At 66.7% G+C, this 18780-nt stretch carries 22 protein-coding genes; 5 read left to right on the plus strand and 17 right to left on the minus strand.

The features are described from left to right. Positions 1–4 precede the first annotated feature (4 nt). Together IY145_RS04515 and IY145_RS04520 are read left to right on the plus strand one after the other, a co-directional pair. Positions 5–529, plus strand: a complete 525-nt coding sequence (locus tag IY145_RS04515) for a chemotaxis protein CheD (RefSeq protein ID WP_246721771.1) — start codon at positions 5–7, stop codon at positions 527–529. Further along, the gene (locus tag IY145_RS04520; RefSeq protein WP_196407110.1) at positions 529–918 is read left to right on the plus strand and encodes a hypothetical protein; all 390 of its coding nucleotides are present in this window, start codon (positions 529–531) and stop codon (positions 916–918) included. The genes IY145_RS04515 and IY145_RS04520 overlap by 1 nt, the downstream gene beginning before the upstream one ends. 33 nt (positions 919–951) lie before the next feature. On the opposite strand, the gene IY145_RS04525 is transcribed toward IY145_RS04520, so the two are convergent. The 9 genes from IY145_RS04525 to IY145_RS04565 form a co-directional block, all read right to left on the minus strand. Next, positions 952–1329, minus strand: coding sequence for a hypothetical protein (locus IY145_RS04525; protein ID WP_196407111.1), 378 nt, complete (start codon positions 1327–1329; stop codon positions 952–954). A 124-nt stretch (positions 1330–1453) separates the two neighbouring features. Further along, positions 1454–1849 (minus strand): hypothetical protein, encoded by a 396-nt coding sequence (locus tag IY145_RS04530; RefSeq protein ID WP_196407112.1) that lies wholly within the window; start codon positions 1847–1849, stop codon positions 1454–1456. Between the two features lie 24 nt (positions 1850–1873). Then, on the minus strand, positions 1874–3322 hold the full coding sequence (locus tag IY145_RS04535) for a methyl-accepting chemotaxis protein (RefSeq protein WP_196407113.1): 1449 nt from the start codon (positions 3320–3322) through the stop codon (positions 1874–1876). Positions 3323–3516: 194 nt separating this feature from the next. Further along, positions 3517–4134 carry a DsbE family thiol:disulfide interchange protein gene (locus IY145_RS04540; RefSeq protein WP_196407114.1) on the minus strand — a complete coding sequence of 206 codons (618 nt, stop codon included), beginning with the start codon at positions 4132–4134 and terminating at the stop codon, positions 3517–3519. Next, on the minus strand, positions 4131–4292 hold the full coding sequence (ccmD, locus tag IY145_RS04545; RefSeq protein WP_196407115.1) for a heme exporter protein CcmD: 162 nt from the start codon (positions 4290–4292) through the stop codon (positions 4131–4133). Before ccmD ends, IY145_RS04540 begins: the two co-directional genes overlap by 4 nt. Beyond that, the gene (locus tag IY145_RS04550) at positions 4289–5062 is read right to left on the minus strand and encodes a heme ABC transporter permease (RefSeq protein WP_196407116.1); all 774 of its coding nucleotides are present in this window, start codon (positions 5060–5062) and stop codon (positions 4289–4291) included. Before IY145_RS04550 ends, ccmD begins: the two co-directional genes overlap by 4 nt. Positions 5063–5127: 65 nt before the next feature. Further along, positions 5128–6480 carry a S41 family peptidase gene (locus IY145_RS04555; protein ID WP_196407117.1) on the minus strand — a complete coding sequence of 451 codons (1353 nt, stop codon included), beginning with the start codon at positions 6478–6480 and terminating at the stop codon, positions 5128–5130. Next, complete coding sequence (locus IY145_RS04560; protein ID WP_246721773.1) at positions 6477–7892, minus strand: murein hydrolase activator EnvC; 1416 nt, start codon at positions 7890–7892, stop codon at positions 6477–6479. The genes IY145_RS04555 and IY145_RS04560 overlap by 4 nt, the downstream gene beginning before the upstream one ends. Before the next feature lie 140 nt (positions 7893–8032). Further along, on the minus strand, positions 8033–9322 hold the full coding sequence (locus IY145_RS04565; protein ID WP_196407118.1) for a hypothetical protein: 1290 nt from the start codon (positions 9320–9322) through the stop codon (positions 8033–8035). Between IY145_RS04565 and IY145_RS04570 the strand changes: the two genes are divergently transcribed. Beyond that, positions 9321–10118: a hypothetical protein gene (locus tag IY145_RS04570; RefSeq protein WP_196407119.1), complete on the plus strand. Its 798-nt coding sequence runs from the start codon at positions 9321–9323 to the stop codon at positions 10116–10118. The genes IY145_RS04565 and IY145_RS04570 overlap by 2 nt on opposite strands. A gap of 51 nt (positions 10119–10169) precedes the next feature. On the opposite strand, the gene IY145_RS04575 is transcribed toward IY145_RS04570, so the two are convergent. Next, the gene (locus tag IY145_RS04575; protein WP_196407120.1) at positions 10170–10472 is read right to left on the minus strand and encodes a hypothetical protein; all 303 of its coding nucleotides are present in this window, start codon (positions 10470–10472) and stop codon (positions 10170–10172) included. Positions 10473–10541: 69 nt separating this feature from the next. Beyond that, a complete protein-coding gene (dnaN, locus tag IY145_RS04580; RefSeq protein ID WP_196407121.1) occupies positions 10542–11660 on the minus strand; it encodes a DNA polymerase III subunit beta in 1119 nt (372 codons plus the stop codon). A gap of 249 nt (positions 11661–11909) precedes the next feature. Here dnaN and IY145_RS04585 point away from each other — a divergent pair, with 249 nt between their 5' ends. Both IY145_RS04585 and IY145_RS04590 read left to right on the plus strand, forming a co-directional pair. Further along, a complete protein-coding gene (locus IY145_RS04585; RefSeq protein WP_196407122.1) occupies positions 11910–14198 on the plus strand; it encodes a transglycosylase domain-containing protein in 2289 nt (762 codons plus the stop codon). A gap of 140 nt (positions 14199–14338) precedes the next feature. Then, positions 14339–14815 carry a hypothetical protein gene (locus IY145_RS04590; RefSeq protein ID WP_196407123.1) on the plus strand — a complete coding sequence of 159 codons (477 nt, stop codon included), beginning with the start codon at positions 14339–14341 and terminating at the stop codon, positions 14813–14815. 153 nt (positions 14816–14968) lie between these two features. Here IY145_RS04590 and IY145_RS04595 read toward each other — a convergent pair whose 3' ends face one another. From IY145_RS04595 to odhB, 6 genes are all read right to left on the minus strand, one after another. Beyond that, on the minus strand, positions 14969–15673 hold the full coding sequence (locus IY145_RS04595; RefSeq protein ID WP_196407124.1) for a glutamine amidotransferase: 705 nt from the start codon (positions 15671–15673) through the stop codon (positions 14969–14971). A 99-nt stretch (positions 15674–15772) separates the two neighbouring features. Next, complete coding sequence (locus IY145_RS04600) at positions 15773–16213, minus strand: Rieske (2Fe-2S) protein (RefSeq protein ID WP_196407125.1); 441 nt, start codon at positions 16211–16213, stop codon at positions 15773–15775. Between the two features lie 79 nt (positions 16214–16292). Next, positions 16293–16619, minus strand: a complete 327-nt coding sequence (locus tag IY145_RS04605) for a hypothetical protein (RefSeq protein ID WP_196407126.1) — start codon at positions 16617–16619, stop codon at positions 16293–16295. A gap of 81 nt (positions 16620–16700) precedes the next feature. Further along, positions 16701–17042 carry a hypothetical protein gene (locus IY145_RS04610; RefSeq protein ID WP_196407127.1) on the minus strand — a complete coding sequence of 114 codons (342 nt, stop codon included), beginning with the start codon at positions 17040–17042 and terminating at the stop codon, positions 16701–16703. A 119-nt stretch (positions 17043–17161) separates the two neighbouring features. Beyond that, the gene (locus IY145_RS04615) at positions 17162–17431 is read right to left on the minus strand and encodes a DUF1150 domain-containing protein (RefSeq protein ID WP_196407128.1); all 270 of its coding nucleotides are present in this window, start codon (positions 17429–17431) and stop codon (positions 17162–17164) included. A 121-nt stretch (positions 17432–17552) separates the two neighbouring features. Beyond that, on the minus strand, positions 17553–18779 hold the full coding sequence (odhB, locus tag IY145_RS04620; protein ID WP_196407129.1) for a 2-oxoglutarate dehydrogenase complex dihydrolipoyllysine-residue succinyltransferase: 1227 nt from the start codon (positions 18777–18779) through the stop codon (positions 17553–17555). Between the last annotated feature and the right edge of the window lies 1 nt (position 18780).

The following is an 18780-nucleotide window of genomic DNA, read 5'->3' on the forward strand; positions in this document are numbered from 1 at the left end:
CGGCATGAAGCGAATCCACATCATCCAAGGCGAATATCGGGTGGTCGACGATCCGAACGCCGTCCTCGCGACGATTCTCGGATCCTGCGTGGCCGCCTGCCTCAGGGACGCCGCCGCCGGCGTCGGAGGAATGAATCATTTTCTGCTGCCCGGCGACTTCACCTCGTCGCGCAATGGAGAGGCGGAACGCTATGGCGTGCATCTCATGGAGCTGCTCGTCAACGGGCTGCTGAAGAAGGGCGCGCGGCGCGATCGTCTCGAAGGGAAGCTGTTCGGCGGCGCGCGCATGATGGAAGGCCTGTCCGACATAGGCGCGAGAAACGCCGAATTCGCCAAGCGCTTCCTGAAGAACGAAGGCATTCGCCTCGTCGCCGAGCATCTCGGCGGCGACAGGGGACGCCGCGTCGAATATGAGCCCGTGTCCGGACGCGCGCGACAGAGTCTTCTCTCCGGCCCGACGCCCACCGCCGCGCCGCCTCCCATCGTCATGCCGAAACTGCCGGCCGCCGGCTCACTGGAGCTGTTCTGATGACGGAGCCGAAGACGATCTCGCCCCGCGGCGCGAATGAGCGATCCCAACCGCTGGTCGAGGTTCTCTCCCGGCTGGCCGTGGAGCTGCGCAACGCGGCCAAGGAGACGGATCGTCTCCATTGTCTCGTCGACGGCGTCGAATGGAGCAATGTGGAGGAGAAGCACGAGCTGATCCACTCGGCGCAGGCGATCGACGCGATCGAGCAGACGCTCTCGGGCCTCTCGGACTTCGTCGACGCGCTCGCCGAGCTCGCGCCGGCCGACTGGGAGATCTGCGGCCGGACGGCCTCGCGCAGCGTCAAGCTCGCCGAGCTCGCAGCGCGCCTCTCGGACAGCCCCGACGACGGGCGCACGGATCATCCGGCCGGGGAATTCGAGTTCTTCTGAACGCCCTCCGGGAGAGACCTCCTGGGAACGCGCTCACTCCTCGTCGGCGAGCAGGTCGCGCAGCTTGCGGCTCCGCGCCCATTGAGCGACATCCTCGGCGACGTCCTTGAACGCGCCGACATCGGCGGGTTCGCGCGCGCGTTCGGCCGCCGTCTCCATCAAGCCGGCGGAAACGGAGAGCAGGACCGTCGCTGCCGCGCGCAGAAATGTCGCGGCATCCCCCTTGGCGTCCTCCACCTCGGCCAGCACACGGTTGACGACGCCGCGCAGCTCGTAATCGAGCGTCTCCAGCTCCCGACGCAGATGCGGCGCGGACTCGCGGCATTCGGCGATGGAAAAAGGTCCGAGCCGGCCCGACGGGGCCGCCTCCTCGTCACCGTCCCGCGAAGGCGGTTGATCGAAACGCGTCACGGCGACCTCCAATCGCTGACCGGCGAGAGCCGCTCGTTTCGAGCCCTACATGAAGGCCCCAGTGGAATCAATCTGCAGGACAACCCACAGTTGCAGCTTCCCGGCCGCCTCGCCCGGAAGCGCGTCACCTGAAGTCGGGCCCGCATCGCTGCGCGTCCATCTGCGCATTGACGGCGTGCAGTTCGCCTTTGAGCCGCGCGACATCCGGCTCGCGGTCGCCGTCGAACAGCGTTCCCATCGGCGTCGGAACGCCGAGGGTGCGCGTGCGATCGTCGGCCGCGATCTGATCCTGCGCGGAGCCGGCGAAGATCAGCGCCTGCGAGATGCGGGCGCGCCGCGCCACGAGCTGCGCGCAATCGGCTCCGACGAAGAGCGCCGGATCGACCGGAGCCGGCTCGATGTCCCCCGCCGTCTTGGCGCAGGCCGAGAGGCCGAGCGCGGCCACGACCGCCCAAACCGCGAAGCGCAGCCGACGCGCGCGCGCCGAACCGGGAATTGGGAATGGTTTCGTCGGATTCATGGCTCTCGATATCATGCACGCTGTTCAGAAATCGGTCCAGACTCTGCTGCGACGCTCGCTCGCCCCGATGCGCCCCGACGCGACGACCTCGCCGCCGGACGCCGCCAGGCGCGGAACGGCCGCATAGGGCGTCGCGACTTCGAAGTCCCGGGCGATGCGGAAGCGCGAGATCAAGTCGATCAACCGCTTCGTCTTCTCGCTCAGCTCATGGCTCACGGCGGTGGTCTGCTCCGCCATGGCGGCGTTCTGCTGCGTGATCATATCCATCTGGCGGACGGAGCCGTTCACCTCGTTGAGCGCCGCGGCCTGCTGGCGCGCGCGCTCGGCGATCTCCGCGACGACTCCATTGACGCGCCCGATCTCCTCGACGATATGCGAAAGCGCTTCGCCCGTGTCGCCGACGAGCGAGACGCCGCGGCCGATCTGCGCGTTCGAGACCGAGATCAGAATGTCGATCTCCTTGGCGGCCTTGGCGCTGCGGCGCGCGAGGTCGCGAATCTCCGCCGCCACCACCGCGAAGCCGCGTCCCGCCTCACCGGCGCGCGCCGCTTCGACGCCCGCGTTCAGCGCCAGCAGATTGGTCTGCGTCGCGATCGAGTCGATGACGCCGATGATCTGCGAAATCTTCTTCGACGATTGCTCGATATCGCCCATGCCGCCGATCGCCTGTCGCACGATGCCGCCGCTGGATTCCGCCTCCGAGCTCATATTGGAGACGATCTGCCGCGCATTCTCGGCGTCTTCCGCGGTCCGCGCGACGGTCTCGGTGATCTGCGCGAGCGCCGCGGCGGTCTCCTCGAGATTGGAGGCCTGGCTCTCCGTGCGCCGCGACAGATCGTCGGCCGCGGCGACGGTCTCCTGCATGCCGGAGCCCAAGAGCTTGGTGCTCTCGGCCATTTCGCCGATCGCCTCCGACAATTGTCCGACCGCGGTGTTGAAGTCGGTCTGCAGCCGTCGATAGGATCGAGGAACTTCGTCGGTCAGCCGATAGGTCAGATCCTTTTCGGCGATCTTGGCCAGCCCGTCGCCGAGCAGCTGGACGATGCGCGCCTGTGCGGCGTTGGCTTCCACGATGAGGCTCTCGTCGGCGCGGTGATCGAGGATCACCTGCCGAAGATTGACGAAAGCCTCGGCGAGACGCCGGACGCTCTCGGAACATTCGTCGATCTCGAGCCGATAGGACGTGTCGCCGTCGGCGAGCCGGCGGATCGCCTCGGTCACGGCGGCGAGGGGCGTGACCATGCGCGTGCGCACGGCGACGGCGCCCAGAATGCAGAGAAGGGCGATGAGTGCGGGGCCGACGAAGAGCGTCGCCAATCTCGGATCGCGCGCGGCTTCCCAGCCGCTCGCCGCGGCGAAGAGACGCCAGCTCACGATGGCCTGCGCGAATGCGATCACGGCGATGACGGACAGCAACATCGCCGACCGTGCGCGCAATCCCGTCGGAACAATGTCGCGCAAGCTATTCACCATGGAATCTCCCGGCCACCCGAAACGAATGGTCGACTGCGACGCTCGCGCCGACGAGATGTCATCGGCTCGATAACGCCGGGTCGAGAGCGCGACGGATAGACGCCCGCCCGGGACAATGTCCAAATCGACCGGAATCCTGAACCGCCGCGAGACAGTAATGGACCAGTCGCCGTTAAGTTAAGGTTAATAAAAGCCTACTTCTCGCCGTTGGCGAGCGCGGCGGCGCGCGTCTGCGCGAGCGCTTTTTCGATCTCGGGAAGCAGCGTCTCTTCCAGCGCCTGACGTGTCAGAGGCCCGACGAATTTATAGGCGATGGCGCCGTCGCCGCGAATGACGAAAGTCTCCGGCACGCCATAGACGCCGAAGTCGATCGCCACGCGCCCGGCGAGATCGACGCCGATCGCCGCATAGGGATTGCCGACATCCTCGAGGAAGCGCAGCGAATTGGCGGGCTCGTCCTTATAGGCGAGCCCGGCGAGCGTGACGCCCTTTTGCGCGAGAGCGGCGTCCTTGGCGAGCGCCAGCAATTGCGCATGCTCGGCGCGACAGGGCGCGCACCAGGAGGCGAACACATTCACGACGCTCACATGGCCCTTGCGCAGATCGTCGCCGGCGAGGCCGCCGACGCCGGCGAGGCCCGGCAGAGCGGGAAGCGCAAAAGCCGGCGCCTGCTTGCCGATGAGCGCCGAGGGCAGCCGCGAGGCGTCGCCCGCAAAGAGCCGCGCCAAGAAGAGAATGGCGAGCGCCGCGAATATCGCGAGCGGCAGAAAGAGCGCCAGCCGGCCGCGCGGAGCGGAGTCTTGCGCGCTCATAGCGTCTCCCCGCGATCGCCGGCGCCATTCTTCTCGAGCCGCGCGAGCTCGCCGGCGAGGCGCCTATGCTCGACGAGAGTGCGAATGAGCAGGACGAGGATGGTCGCGGCCGTCAGGCCATAGGCCAGCAGAATATAGCCCCAATGTTCGTCGATCACTGCGCCGGCTCCAGCAATTGCCCCGCGGCGCCGCCCTCTTCTCCCGCGGCGGCGGCCTGCAGCGCCAGCCGCGCGACGCGGCGGCGCAGAATCTCATTGCGGATCGCCATCAGATGCAGAGCCAGAAACAGCGCCGTCGCGCCGAGCGCCATGATCAGCAGCGGCCACAACATGGAGGAGGCGATCGTCGGGCCGCCGGCGCGGAACACCGAGGCCGGCTGATGCAGCGTGTTCCACCAGTCGACGGAATATTTGATGATCGGGATATCGACGAAGCCGACCAGAGTCATGATCGCCGCTATGCGCGCGCCGCGCGGACTGTCCTCCATCGTCTGCCGCAACGCGATCAGTCCGAGATAGAGCAAGAAGAGAATCAGCATGGAGGTGAGACGCGCGTCCCACACCCAGAATGTCCCCCACATGGGCTTGCCCCAGAGCGAGCCGGTCACGAGGCAGACGAAGGTGAAGGCGGCGCCGAGCGTCGCCGCGGTCTTCTGCGCGGCGTCGGCCAGCGGATGCCGCCACACCAGCACGCCGAGCGAGGCGGAGGTCATGACCACATAGGCGAACATGGCGAGCCAGGCCGCCGGCACATGGATATACATGATCTTGACCGTCTCGCCCTGCTGATAATCGGCGGGCGCGACGAAGAAGACGAGATAGAGGCCGAGGCCGATGAGCAGCGCGCTCGCGCCCCCCAGCCAGGGCAGGACGCGCCGCGTCAGCCGCAGGAACACGGCGGGATTGGCTAAGGACGAAAACGCGATCATGACGGCCCGCGGAACGAGACGGCGCGAGCGGCGGAGGGCTCACGCCCTCCCCGCCCGCGTCGCGATCAGTTGGAGACCTTGGACTTCGACGACTCCGCAGGCTTCGACTGCTCGGCCGTGCTCTGCGGCTTGAACTTGCCGTGCAGAATCTCGACCGCCGCGATCAGCTGCTTGTCCTTCTTCGCGTCCGGCGGGACATAGGCCTGCGAGCCGCTCTTCTCGTCCTCGCCATTCTTGAGATGGCCCTTCAGCGAGGCCTCGCCCTTGGTGTCGTCCTTGCCCTTGAGCTCGTCCGGCACATCCTGCAGCAGATTGATGTCCGGATCGATGCCCTTGGCCTGGATCGAGCGGCCGGACGGCGTGTAGTAGCGCGCCGTGGTCAGGCGCAGCGCGCCATTGTTGCCGCCGAGCGGGATGATCGTCTGCACAGAGCCCTTGCCGAAGGAGCGCGTGCCCAGGATGGTCGCGCGCTTATGGTCCTGCAGCGCGCCGGCGACGATCTCCGAGGCGGAGGCCGAGCCGCCGTTGATCAGCACCACCACCGGCTTGCCGCGCGAAATATCGCCCGCCGCCCGCGCATTGTAGCGCTGCGTCTCGTCGGCCGTGCGGCCGCGCGTCGAGACGATCTCGCCATGGTCGATGAAGCTGTTGACCACCTGGATCGACTGGTCGAGCAAGCCGCCGGGATTATTGCGCAGATCGACGATATAGCCCTTGAGCTTGTCGCCGGGCATCTCCTGCTGGAACTTCTGGATCGCCGTGCGCAGCCCGTCCGACGTCTCCTCGTTGAACTGGGAGATGCGGATATAGCCGATATCGTCCTCTTCCTTGTGCGAGCGCACCGATTTGATGTGGATCTCGGCCCGCACCAGCTTGACCTCGATCTTCTCCCGGTCCTTGCCGCGCAGCAGGGTGAGCTTCACCGAGGTGTTGATCGCGCCGCGCATCTTGTCGACGGCCTGATTGAGCGTGAGGCCCTGCACATTGTCGTCGTCTATGGCGAAGATCAGGTCGCCGGACATCACGCCGGCGCGCGAGGCGGGCGTATCGTCGATCGGCGTGACGACCTTCACCAGGCCGTCCTCCTGCGTGACCTCTATGCCGAGGCCGCCGAACTTGCCCTCGGTCTGCGTCCGCATGTCCTTGAAGCCCTTGGCGTCGAGGTAGCTCGAATGCGGATCGAGCGAGGTCAGCATGCCGTTGATCGCCGATTCGACGAGCTTCTGCTCGTCCGGCCTCTCGACATAGTCGGCGCGCACCTTGTCGAACACATCGCCGAAGAGGCTCAGATTCTTATAGGTGTCGGCGGCGGCGGCGAAGGCCGGGGAGCCGATCAATACGCGCGCATTCTGTCCGAGCGTGGCGCATCCCGCCCCGATGACGATTCCCGTTATGATCAATGAGGCCTTGCGCATCATCCGCCAACCTTCTGAAGTTCCGGCTTCGCCCACCATGGGCCCGGATCGATGGACGTTCCGTCCTTGCGAAACTCTACATAGAGAATGGGCTGTTTCGCGCCGATAGCAATGGCCGCCGCAGTCCTGACGGCGCCGCCGCCCATGTTCGCCACCGGCTCGCCGGCGAGGACGAATTGTCCCACGGCGACGGAGATCTGGTCCATCCCAGCCAAGGTGACATAATAACCGCCGCCGGCGTTGATGATCAAGAGTTGTCCATAGGAACGGTAACGGCCGGCGAATACGACCCAGCCGTCGCAGGGCATGGCCACGATCGCGTTGTCCCGCGCCGCGATCGACACGCCTTTCTCGGTCGCGCCCGAGCCATCCGACGCGCCGAAGCGCTTGATGATCGCGCCCGCCGTCGGCAGGGCCAACCGACCTTTCAGATCGGCGAAGGCGACGGCTGGAGCGAGACGGGCGGCGTCCTTGAACGGCGCCGCCAGCGCCTTGGCGCGGCTCTCCTGCGACATTGCAGCGTCCGCCGCGGCGCGCTCGGCGTCCGCCCGCCGCGCCGCTTCGGCCGCGCGCCGGGCCGCATCGACCTCGCCCTCCATATGGGCGATCAGCTCCTTCAAATTCGTCGCCTTGGCCGCGAGCGAACGCGCTCGTTCCGCCTCGAAATCCAGCGCGCTCTGCGCCAGCATCAACGCCTTCTGCCGCGTCTCGACGAGGGCGGCGAGGCGAACGCGCTCCTCCTTCAAATGCTCGAGCTCGGCAATGAGGCTCGTCTTCTCCGTCTCGATGCGGCCCCGCAGCGCGATGAGCTCGGAAAGATCGGATTTGAGCGTCTCGACCTCGGCGCGCATCTGCGGCAGCACCGAGCCGAGCAGCATGGCGGCGCGAATGCTCTCCAGAATATCCTCGGGCTTGGCCAACAGAGCCGGCGGCGGCTTGCGCCCCATGCGCTGCAGCACGAGCAGCACCTCGCCGATCAGCGCGCGGCGGCCGGCGAGCGATTTGACCAGCGCCCGCTCGCTCTGCATCGAGGCGTCGAGCCGCGCGCCGACCTCATCGGCGCGCTTCTCCAGCACGCCGACGCGCTGGACCGCGTCCACCAGCGCAGAATTGAGCTTCGCCCGATCGGCGCGCAACGTCTCGATCTCCGCCTCGATCTTGCGGCGGCTCTCGGCCGAGACGTTCATCGTGTCCTCGAGGCTGCGCAGCTCCGAGCGTTTTCCGGTAATTTCGGGATGGTCCTCGGCGCTCGTCAGCGTCTCGACGATCGGCGTCGGCTTCAGCGTCATCGGCGCGATGGCCCCGCGCAGGCTCTCCGCACGCGCCGGCTCCGCGGTCGCCGCCAGAATGAGACACATTGCCGCAGCCGCGCCGCGTCCCTCGCCGAACTCCCACCGCTCCGATCTACGTCCCATCGTCCCCGCCGCTCGCCCTTCGCCTTCGAAGCGGCGCCGATTCCGCCCGCGACTCTCCGCGCCCGTCGCATGCCGAGGGGCGAATCTCGATCGCGGCAGTTGGCTATTCAATAGCGTCCACAATACGGCGGAGACGGCGCCTATCGCCGCGGCGACAGCTGGAAATCGACGCCGCTCCCACTCGCGCTCTCGGGCGCGTCCTTGGACACGGGCCGTCCGCTCTCCCCGGCGACCGAAAGACGCCCACGCTCGACGCCCATATGGCCGAGATAATCGACGACGCGAGCGGCGCGGTCGCGCGCCAGCGTCCGCGCAGCGCGATCGCCGCCCTCGGCGCGCACGCGCACCTCGACCTCGCTCTGCGGGCAGCGCTGGAGCAGACCGATCGCCTTGTCGAGCGCGCCAGTGGAAGCGCGCCTCACCCCGGCGCCACGTCGGCTGAATCGAACAGGCTCGCGCGCGAGAGCCGCGGTCAGCGCCTTCTGGCAGGTCGGGACGTCGAGCTCGCCGCTCGCCGGGATCGGCCGCTCGGCCTCGCTCTGATCCGGCCCGGACGCAGCCGGAGCCGCGGGCGGAGCCGGCTCGGAAGAGGCGGAGGCGGCGCCGGACGGTCGAGCGAGCTCCGGCGCGACCGCCACAGGCGTCGTCGGCGCCGGCTTCGCGCCGCTCCGCATCTGGTCCTTGGATTTGGGCGCCGATCCCGACGGAGCCGCCGGCGAGGCGGCGCCCGGCCCCCCATTCGCCGCCGGCGGCTGGCCGTTCTGCGGTGTCTGGGCCGGACCTTCGGCGCCATTGGGCGCGACGCCGGATGCGGGCGGCGCCGAAGCCTCGTCCTCGCGCGCGGCGCGCCGTGCGGTCACTGCGTTCTCGAAGGATTTGGCGGCGGAGCCGGCGAGCCCGTCCACATCGGCAATGCGCCTGACGCCGGGAATATGCGCGATCTCCGCTTCCGCCGCGGCGCGCTTGGCGGCGTCGCGCGGCAGCAATATGTCGCGGCCGGCGACGTCGAGATAGGCGGGATCTCCGCCGACTTTCTCGATCACGCTCGCCGCCTTGCGCTTGAGATCCTGCTCCACCGAGCGGCCGGCCAGGAAATCGGCGCCGAGCCACATCAGCGCCAATGGAATGAGGCCGATCGCCCAGCCCTCATTGTCGCGCAGCGAATGCCCGCCGATGAGCGCGCCGAGCGCCGCGCCGGCGAGAAAGCTGGGAAAAAGCAGCAGCCCCGTCTCGAGCCAGAAGCCGGAGCGTCCCGGCAAGAGCTCGAGCGCCGCGACCGGCAGGCCGGCGGCGAAGGCCAAAGCGAACCAGACCAGCCAGCCGGAGACAGGCCCACGCTCGGACCGTCTCGCGACCGAAAGCGCCGTCGCGAGCCCGACCGCGAAGGCCGAGACGCCCCAGGCCCAGAAATGCGTGAGGAGATAAGTCATGGCGCTCGAATGGTCCGGCCGGGGTGGCGAGATTGCGTCACGGGCCGATCTTTGGCAAGGCTCGGGGCCTCATCGGGAGACGCGCGTGACGCGGACATTGTCTCTATTCCTTATCCTCGCAGCGGCGCTGGCCGCCGCGCCGGCCGCGGCCTTCGACGCGGTCGGCGAGACGAAGGCGCAAATTCTCCCTGTCGAGAGGACGCCCTTCCATGTCCCGGCCTTCCGCAACGACGCCGTCGCCATGCTGAATGTGCTGCTGCCGCCCCATCGCGTCGCGCCCTATCACGAACATTCCCGCGATTTCGCCTATGTCGTGGTGCGCGAGAGCCCGACCCTGGTGCAGAATTGGGGCGACGCCGAGCCGGTGTCGATCCGTTGGCCCCGCGGCGCGGTGGGCTTCGGCGCTTTTTCCAAACAGAGCCTCACCCATAAAGCGGAAAATGTCGGAGACGCCGCTCTGAGCATCGTCGGCTTCGAGCTTTTGGAGCCGGCGCCGAAAGGCCGCGCGCCCTCGGCGCGCCCCGCCGGCTTCGAGCAGATTGTCGACAATGAGCGCCTGCGCGGCTGGCGCCTCGCCTTGAAGCCCGGAGAAACCGTCCCCGCTTTCACGCAGAGCGCGCCGGGCGTGCGGATCATCGTCGAAGGCGGCGAGCTGATCGAGACGGACGCCGCCGGCGCCGGGCAGAATATGGCGCTGCAGCCCGGCGATTTTCAGTGGCGCGACGCCGGCCCCGCCCGCGCGCTGCGCAACGCCGGGGAAGCGCCGATCGAGATGGTGGAATTCGAGCTGAAGTGAGGCGTATCGATTATATCGATAAACTGCAATCGGCTCCGACCAGCCGTCCCTTCACCGGGTAAACCGCAACGCCGCGAACAACAGCCCGCCGACTGCGAGCTGCGTCACCACCATCCAACGCAGGATTTCGACCTTCAGATTGGCCGAGCTCGTGTCGATCTTGGCTTCCAGCCGGTCCATGTCGGACTTGATCTTCGTTTCGAGCCGGTCGATGTCGGATTTCGAAGCGACTCCGTCGCGCAAGGCGACGTCCAGCGCCTCGGCGTGAGCGCGCGCCTCCTTTTCGTCGACCCCGGCTTCCCTCAGGCGATCGACATAGGCGAGGCGGTCGAAAACAAAGGCTGCGGAACTCATGCGCGGAAAGATAGGCTCGCGTCGACAGGAAGGCAAATTATTCGCCGCGGAGAGCGACGCCCGGTAGCCTCACACGCGCATCGGCATCAATACATACAATGCGCTCGCGCCGTCGCGGTCCTGGATCAGCGTCGGCGAGCCGGGGTCGGCCAAGCGAAACAGCGCCGTGTCGCTGTCGAGCTGATCGGCGATGTCGAGCAGATAGCGGGAGTTGAAGCCGATATCGATCGGCGGCCCGTCATAATCGGCCTCGATCTCCTCCACCGCCGAGCCCTGATCGGGATTGGTGACCGAAAGCACCAGCTTGCCCTCGGAGAGCGCGAGCTTCACCGCCCGCCCACGCTCGGAGGAGATGGTGGAGACGCGGTCGACCGCCTCGCGGAACACGCCGCGCTCGACCGTCAGGCGCTTGTCGTTGCCGGCAGGAATGACGCGGCCGTAATCGGGGAAAGTGCCGTCGATGAGCTTGGTCGTCAGCACGGTCTCGCCGAAGGAAAAGCGCATCTTATTGGTGGAGAGCTCGATCTCCACCGCGCCCTCGGCGTCCTCGACGAGGCGCAGAATTTCATTCACGGCCTTGCGCGGCAGAATGACGCCGGGCATCCCGGTCGAGCCGGCCGGCGCCGGCAGCTCGACGCGCGCGAGGCGATGGCCGTCGGTGGCCACGGCGCGCAGCAGCTGATGGCCCTCGACCTCGGTCGCATGCAGGTAGATGCCGTTGAGATAATAGCGCGTCTCCTCGCTGGAGATGGCGAATTGCGTCTTCAAGATCAGCTTCTTGAGGTCCGCCGGCGGCAGCGAGAAGCGATGCGAGAACTCGCCCGACGTCACATCGGGAAAATCGCTCTCCGGCAGGCTCTGCAGGCTGAAGCGCGAGCGGCCCGAGCGCAAAGTCAGCTGGCCCTGCTCGCCGGTCCCCTCGAGCGAGACCTGCGCGCCCTCCGGCAATTTGCGGACAATGTCATAGAGCGTATGGGCGGGAAGCGTCGTCGCCCCCGGCTGCGCCACATCGGCCAGGACTTTCTCGGTGATCTCGAGATCGAGATCGGTCGCCTTCAGGAGCAGAGCTCCGGCCGAGGCGTCGATGAGCACATTGGCGAGGATCGGAATGGTCGTGCGCCGCTCCACAACACGGTGAACATGGCCGAGGGCGCGCAGCAGCGCCGCTCTCTCGATGGTGACTTTCATTGCGCTCGATCCGTGCCGCGTTTTCACTCGAAGGGCGAGACTTTGGCAAGCCGCAACGAATAGCGCAAGTGGCGCAGGGGGATCGACCGGAGCCTGTGCATAAGTTCCTATCCGCTTTGCCGTCGAGACGAGGGAGGACGCCGTCGCTTTGCTTAACCGGCCCTTAAATCGACAGCATTAAAGCTAGTCTTCGCGTCGGCCGCGGGCACTCACGTCGCGGCGGAACGAAACCCGAGGCGGCGGACCCCCATGGCGCGCGAGAAACAACGCCGCGAACCGCGTTTCGACGGCGACGGGAGCGGCGATCTTCGCGCCGACCCTCGAGAGGATCGCATGGCGAAACCCAAACGCAAGGGCAAGAGTGGGTCGGGCAAGAGCGCGTCAGGCAAGAGCGCGTCGCCCAGCAGCGCGCCGCCGCCGGACGACGATTTCGACGAGGCTCCGCCGCGCGCCGCCAAGGCCAAGAAAGCCAAAGGCGGAAGCGCCTTCGGCCTCGGCGGGCTCGTCTATTGGGGCGCGGTGCTGTCCATCTGGGGCGCGATCGGCGTCGGCGGGCTGTTCATCTATCATGCGGCGCAGCTGCCGCCGATCGACACTCTGGCTGTCCCCAAACGCCCGCCCAATATCGCCATTCTCGGGGCCGACGGCGAATTGCTGGCCAATCGCGGCGACACGGGCGGAGCCGCGGTGCGGCTCGGCGATCTGCCGCCCTATCTGCCCAAGGCCTTCGTCGCCATAGAGGACCGGCGTTTCTATTCGCATTGGGGCGTCGACCCCATCGGCATAGCGCGCGCGCTGACGCGAAATATCACCGGGCGCGGCGGCATGCAGGGCGGCTCGACGCTCACCCAGCAGCTCGCCAAAAATTTGTTCCTCACTCAGGAGCGCACCATCACGCGCAAGATCCAGGAGGCGATCCTCGCACTCTGGCTCGAGCACAAATATTCCAAGGATCAGATTCTCGAGCTCTATCTCAATCGCGTCTATTTCGGCTCCGGCGCCTATGGCGTGGAGGCGGCGGCGCAGCGCTATTTTGGCCATGGCGCGAACCAGGCGACGCTGGCGGAAGCGGCCGTGCTCGCCGGCCTCATGAAGGCGCCGAGCAAGCTCGCGCCGGACCGCAATCCCGAAGGCGCGACCGAGCGCGCGGCGCAGGTCGTCACCGCAATGGCGCAGGAAGGGCACATCACAGAATCGATGGCCAAGCTCGCACTGGGACGCCCGGCGCTTGCGCGAAGGGAGCGCGGCGCGGGCTCCATCAATTACGCCGCCGATTATGTGATGGACATGCTCGACGACACGATCGGCGCCATCGACCAAGACATCATCGTCACGACGACGCTGGATCGCAAGCTCCAGGAGGTCGGCGAAAGGTCCGTCGCCGAGGAGCTGGACAAGAAGGGCGACAAATTCGGCGTCAGCCAGGGCGCGCTGGTCGCGCTCGACCCCAATGGCGCTATTCGCGCGCTGGTCGGCGGCCGCAATTACGCCGAGAGCCAGTTCGACCGCGCAGTCTCGGCCAAAAGGCAGCCGGGCTCGGCTTTCAAGCCTTTCGTCTATCTCGCCGGGCTGGAGCATGGGCTGACGCCCGACACGGTGCGCGAGGACGGGCCGATCAATGTGAAGGGCTGGCAGCCGGAGAATTACAGCCACGAATATTTCGGCCCCGTCACGCTCACCAAGGCGCTGGCGCTGTCACTCAACACGGTGGCGGTGCGCGTCGGCCTCGAGGTGGGGCCGAAGACGGTCGTCAAAACTGCGCATCGGCTCGGCGTCGCCTCCGAGTTGCAGCCCAACGCCTCCATCTCGCTCGGCACCTCCGAGGTCACGCCGCTGGAGCTGGTCGCGGCCTACGCCCCCTTCGCCAATGGCGGCGTCGGCGTGCAGCCGCATATCATCACCAGGGTTCGCACGGCCGGCGGCAAGCAGCTCTACGCCCGCAAGGGTTCGAGCAATGGCCGCGTGATCGAGCCGCAATATGTGGCGATGATGAATTCGATGATGGAGGAGACGCTCTCCACCGGCACGGCGCGCAAGGCGGAGCTGCCCGGCTGGCGCGCCGCCGGCAAGACCGGCACCAGTCAGGATTTCCGCGACGCCTGGTTCGTCGGCTATACGCCGCATCTCGTCGCCGGCGTCTGGCTCGGCAATGACGATAATTCGCCGACGAAGAAAGTCTCCGGCGGCAATCTGCCCGTGGAAGTGTGGAGCCGCTTCATGAAGGCGGCGCATCAGGGCGTGCCGGTCGCCGCCCTGCCCTCCGGCTCCTGGCGCTCGGCCTCCGTCCCGGACAGCGCCTCGCCCATCGCGCCGCTGCTCAATTTGTTCTCCTCCGATCCAGAGCCCGAAAGCCCGCCGCCGAAACCCTCGCGACGCCGCCAGGCGCGCGACGAGGACGAAGACGCCGCCGTCGGCTCGGTTCATGGGCTCGAGGCGCTGCTGCCGCCGGCCGACATTCCGAGCTCCCAGCCGCCGCGTCCGCGACGCGCTCCGGCGCGCGAGGAAAAGAATATCTTCGAGAAATTGTTCGGCGGCTGACCCGCCGAACGAAAGGTCTTCGGCTTCCTCAAATTGTGAGACGCGCGGCACGACAATTGCGATACGTGGGGCGAGAACCTGTCCCGCATGTCGCTTTTGTCGCAAAAGCGGCGTGCATTTCGCAAAGTGGAGAAAGCGATATGAGACTGGCGGAGGCTTTCGCTTCGGCGACGCTCGATGATATCAAGGCGGCGCTCGACGGCGGTAAATTGGTTCTGTATTCGACCGGCCGTCCGGTCGGACCGGACCATAAGATCACGCGCAGCGAGGCGCTGGCGACCTTCACCTTCCAGTCTCCCGCTTTCGGCCCCGACGCGGCGGACGGAACCCCGGCGGCGCTGTTCGCCGAGACCAGCGTCATCGCGACGGCCATCGGCACGCCCGGCTGGGCGCGTCTCACCAAGGCCGATGGCGCGCCCGTCGTCGACCTTTCGGTCGGCCCGGGCAATACGGAGGTCAAGCTGGGGAGCGTGTCCGCCACCAAGGACTTCCCCGTCACCATCACTTCGGTGAAGTTCCTGGCGTCCGAGGCTGTCGAATGGTCGAAGACCGAATTCGGCCATGTCTATGTGACGAACCACGAGAATCCGTTCCGCAAGGTCTCGGTTCGCGGCTGACGTCGATCTTGCGCGTTTCCAGCCGAAGCGGACGCCGCTTCGGCGTCGGAAACGCCGCGAACAAAAGCAGGGATAGCGACGCCGTCTCGGCCCGGCGGCGTCGTTCTCGCGCGGTCCCCGACGCATTCCCGGCGTCCGCGGACCGCGCACTTTTTATTTGGCGATGTCAGCGAGCCAGCGCGCGATGAAGCGCCGGCTACGCTCGCGCAGGCCCGGCCCCACGGCCGCCGCGGCGGCGCGCAGCCCAGCAATGGAGACGCCGGCCGCGCCGAGTTCCGCCGTATGGCCGATGAACCAGCGCTCGAGACTTTCCGTCTCCGCTTCCGGATGGAATTGCAGCGCGAGACCGCGTCGCCCCACGGCGAAGGCCTGATGCGCGTAGAGCGCCGAAGACGCGAGCAGAACAGCGCTGTCCGGAAGATCGAAAGTGTCGCCGTGCCAGTGCAGCACGTCCGCCTCCGGCTCGACGAGGGCGGCGAGCGCGCTCTTCCGTCCCACATCCGTCAGCGTGATCGGCGCAAAGCCGATCTCCTTGCCGGCGCCGCCCGGAAAGACGCGGGCCCCGAGCGCCGCGGCCATGAGCTGACTGCCGAGACAAACGCCCAGCGTCGGCGCGTCGCGCCCGAGCCGCGCGCGAATGAGCGCGGCCTCATCCGATAGAAAGGGATATTCCTCGGTCTGATAGACGCCGATCGGCCCGCCGAGCACGATGAGGAGGTCGGCCTCGGCCGCCTCGGCGGGGATCGCCTGCATCCCCGCCTCGACATAGTGGATCGAAAAGCCGGCCTCGGCGATCGGCTCGGCGAAGCTGCCGAGATCCTCGAAGGCGACGTGACGTATGGCCAAGGCGGTCTTCATCGCTTCCTCGCTTGGACGATTCCGGGCGGCTCAGTCTAGGTCGCCGCCGCCCGGGCAGAAAGGTCCAGGAAATGAGAAAACGAGGGAGCCAACGACGGCTCAGTCCGAGGTGATGACGACCTCCGGATAGACGTCGTTCTCCTCGCGGTCGAGGCCGTCCTCCTCGGCTATGGTGACGCCCACGAGGCAGACCTCATTGTCGTCTATGACCACCTCGACCTTCTCGAGCTGGGCGCCGACACAGGGGCCGTCGTTGCAGACGCCGGTCGGAATGTCGAATTGCGCGCCATGCTTGCCGCAGAGCAGGAAGCGCTGCGTCGGGTCCAGGAAGGATTTCGGTTCGAAATCGAGCCGGCTGCTCTGATGCGGGCAGCGGTTCACATAGGCGTAGTATTTGCCGACATGCCGAATGATGACGACCGGGAAGGGCACGGTCTGGCCCTCGTCATTGACGCGGGCCAGCACATAGCCGACGGCCCGCCGTTTTGCGACGTCGTTCACATGGCAAACGGCGAAGATTTCGTTTACCGGCTCTTCCATACCGTTTTCCTCCTCGGAATCTCTACAAAGTCCGAAAAGGCGAAGCAATCTCGGCGCCGAACCGGCCGAAAAGCCGGTTTCACGTCCCGTCCGGGAGCCTTTTTATCGCGTCGCCGTCTGCTCCGCGTCTCACATAGCCGGCGGCGATGTCCGCGACGGCGAGGTGGAGCGCTTTTTCGCTCAACACGTCGAGCCGTCCCTCCAAGAATTTGATTCTCGCCGTCAACTCGGCCTCGGCCGTGATCCGCTCCCGCTCGATGCGGTCGATCTTATCGCTTTGCCGCTCGAGCAGGCGCTTGAATTCGTCGAGCGATTCCTTGGTGTATCGACGCAACTCGTCGAATTGCACCGTCGTCGTCACCAGCTCCTTATAGAGATCGGCCAGCTTCGTCGCGAGCTGAGCCAATGTCTCTCTCGTCCCCCCGAACACTCGTACGCGCTCCTCGAAATGAAATCGACGAATTCACTCGCTCAGAAAAATTCTCGCTCAGAAATTCTTCGCCCAAGCCCCATAGCCGCGCAATTCCGACCCGTAATCCTGCATCGATTTCGAGAGTTTTCGCGCCTGCGCCGAAATCGTCCCGATCTCATCCTCGAGCGGCCGCGTCGCCTCGAAGCCGCTCGCTATCATGCGCAAGAAAACGCCGATGGGATGGAAGAAAGCGGCGACCCACCCGGGCCGGCGTTCACCTATCGAGCGCTTCGTCGCCCCAGTCTCGGGCGTGAGGCGCTCGCGCTCCTCCGCGAGGATTTCCCGAAGCTGAAACTCGGAACGGATCGTCCAACGTCGATCGAAGGGTTGGCGTCGACTATGCGCAGAGTCGTTCATGAGACATCTCCATGCTCCGACGGCGACGGACGAAGCGCCGCTCTCCCGACGGCCCAAATCCTCGCCACGACATTCGACCGATGGAGTCTATCCCACTTTCGTCGCCCCGTCAGCCTGCCTCAGTGGAGGCTGACGGTCTGGAGTTGCTGCTGCCAGGCGTTGGCGAGGGCGCCCTCTTCCGTATCGGCGAGGACGATCGGCGTGCCGTCCGCGCCGAGCAACGCGAAGAGGGTCAGGCCGGGCTCTATGGCCGGAGCCTGCGGATAGAGCCTCTTGACGTCCTCCGAGCGCATCGTCCGCACATAGGCGATCGCACCATCGCCCAGATGCGCGAACTGCTCAGGGGTCAGCAGGGGGGATCTTTTCTCGGTCGCGGTCTTGCCTTCCATCTCACACTCCTCGGCGGTCGTATCGACCCGCTCGGCGGACGCCTACTTTCGTAGCACGGGAGATATCTGTGCATCGCAGCGGCCGATTTTCAGGGGCGGCTCGGATTTTTTCGTGAAACCGTCACAAATCCAGCACGAGCCGCGCAGGATCCTCGAGCTGTTCCTTGACCCGCACCAGGAAAGTGACCGCCTCTTTGCCGTCGACGATGCGGTGATCATAGGAGAGGGCGAGATACATCATCGGGCGGATTTCGATCTTGCCGGCGACGACGACAGGCCGCTCCTCGATCTTATGCATGCCCAATATGCCCGATTGCGGCGCGTTGAGAATGGGCGTCGACATCAGCGAGCCATAGACGCCGCCATTGGAGATGGTGAAAGTGCCGCCGGTGAGATCGTCGAGATCGAGCCTGCCCTCTCGGGCTTTGCGGCCGAATTCGCCGATCGCCTTCTCGATCTCGGCGACGCTGAGGCGGTCGGCGTCGCGCACCACCGGCACGACGAGGCCCTTTTCCGTGCCCACGGCGACGCCGATGTGGCAGTAGTGCTTATAGATGACGTCGGCGCCGTCGATCTCGGCGTTGACGGCCGGCACCTCCTCCAGCGCCTTGCAGCAGGCTTTCACGAAGAAGCCCATGAAGCCCAGCTTCACCTGATGCTTCTTCTCGAACAAATCCTTGTAGCGATTGCGCAGCGCCATCACCGACGACATGTCGACCTCGTTGAAGGTCGTCAGCATGGCGGCGTTGGATTGCGCTTCCTTGAGGCGCTTGGCGATGGTCTGGCGCAGGCGCGACATACGCACCCGCTCCTCGCGCTCGGCGTCGGCCGCCGGGGCGGTCGGACGCGGCGCCGCCGGAGCGTTCACGGGCGCAGGCGCCGCGGGCGCGGGCGCGGACCGCGCCGCGAGAGCGAGAACATCGCCCTTGAGCAGCTGACCCTGCTTGCCGGAGCCGACGACGCCGGAGAGATCGACGCCCTGCTCTTTCGCGATCTTGGCGGCGGAGGGCGCCGGCGGCCGGGCCGACGCTTCGGCGACAACGGCCGGCGCGGCTGCTGCGGGGGGCGGCGCGACGGTGGGGGCCGCGGGCGCCGGACGCGGCGCAGCGGCGGCGCCTTCGGCGATCTGCCCGAGCAGCGCGCCGGGCGTGACCGTCTCGCCATCCTTGGCGATCACATCGGTCAGCACGCCGGCGGCGGGCGCATTCACCTCGAGTGTGACCTTGTCGGTCTCGAGCTCGACGAGCGCTTCATCCGCCGCGACAGCGTCGCCCGGCTTTTTGAACCAGCGGCCGATCGTCGCCTCGCTCACCGATTCGCCGAGCGTCGGAACACGGATTTCCGTCATG

This window comes from Methylosinus sp. H3A, assembly GCF_015709455.1.
Taxonomy (GTDB): domain Bacteria; phylum Pseudomonadota; class Alphaproteobacteria; order Rhizobiales; family Beijerinckiaceae; genus Methylosinus.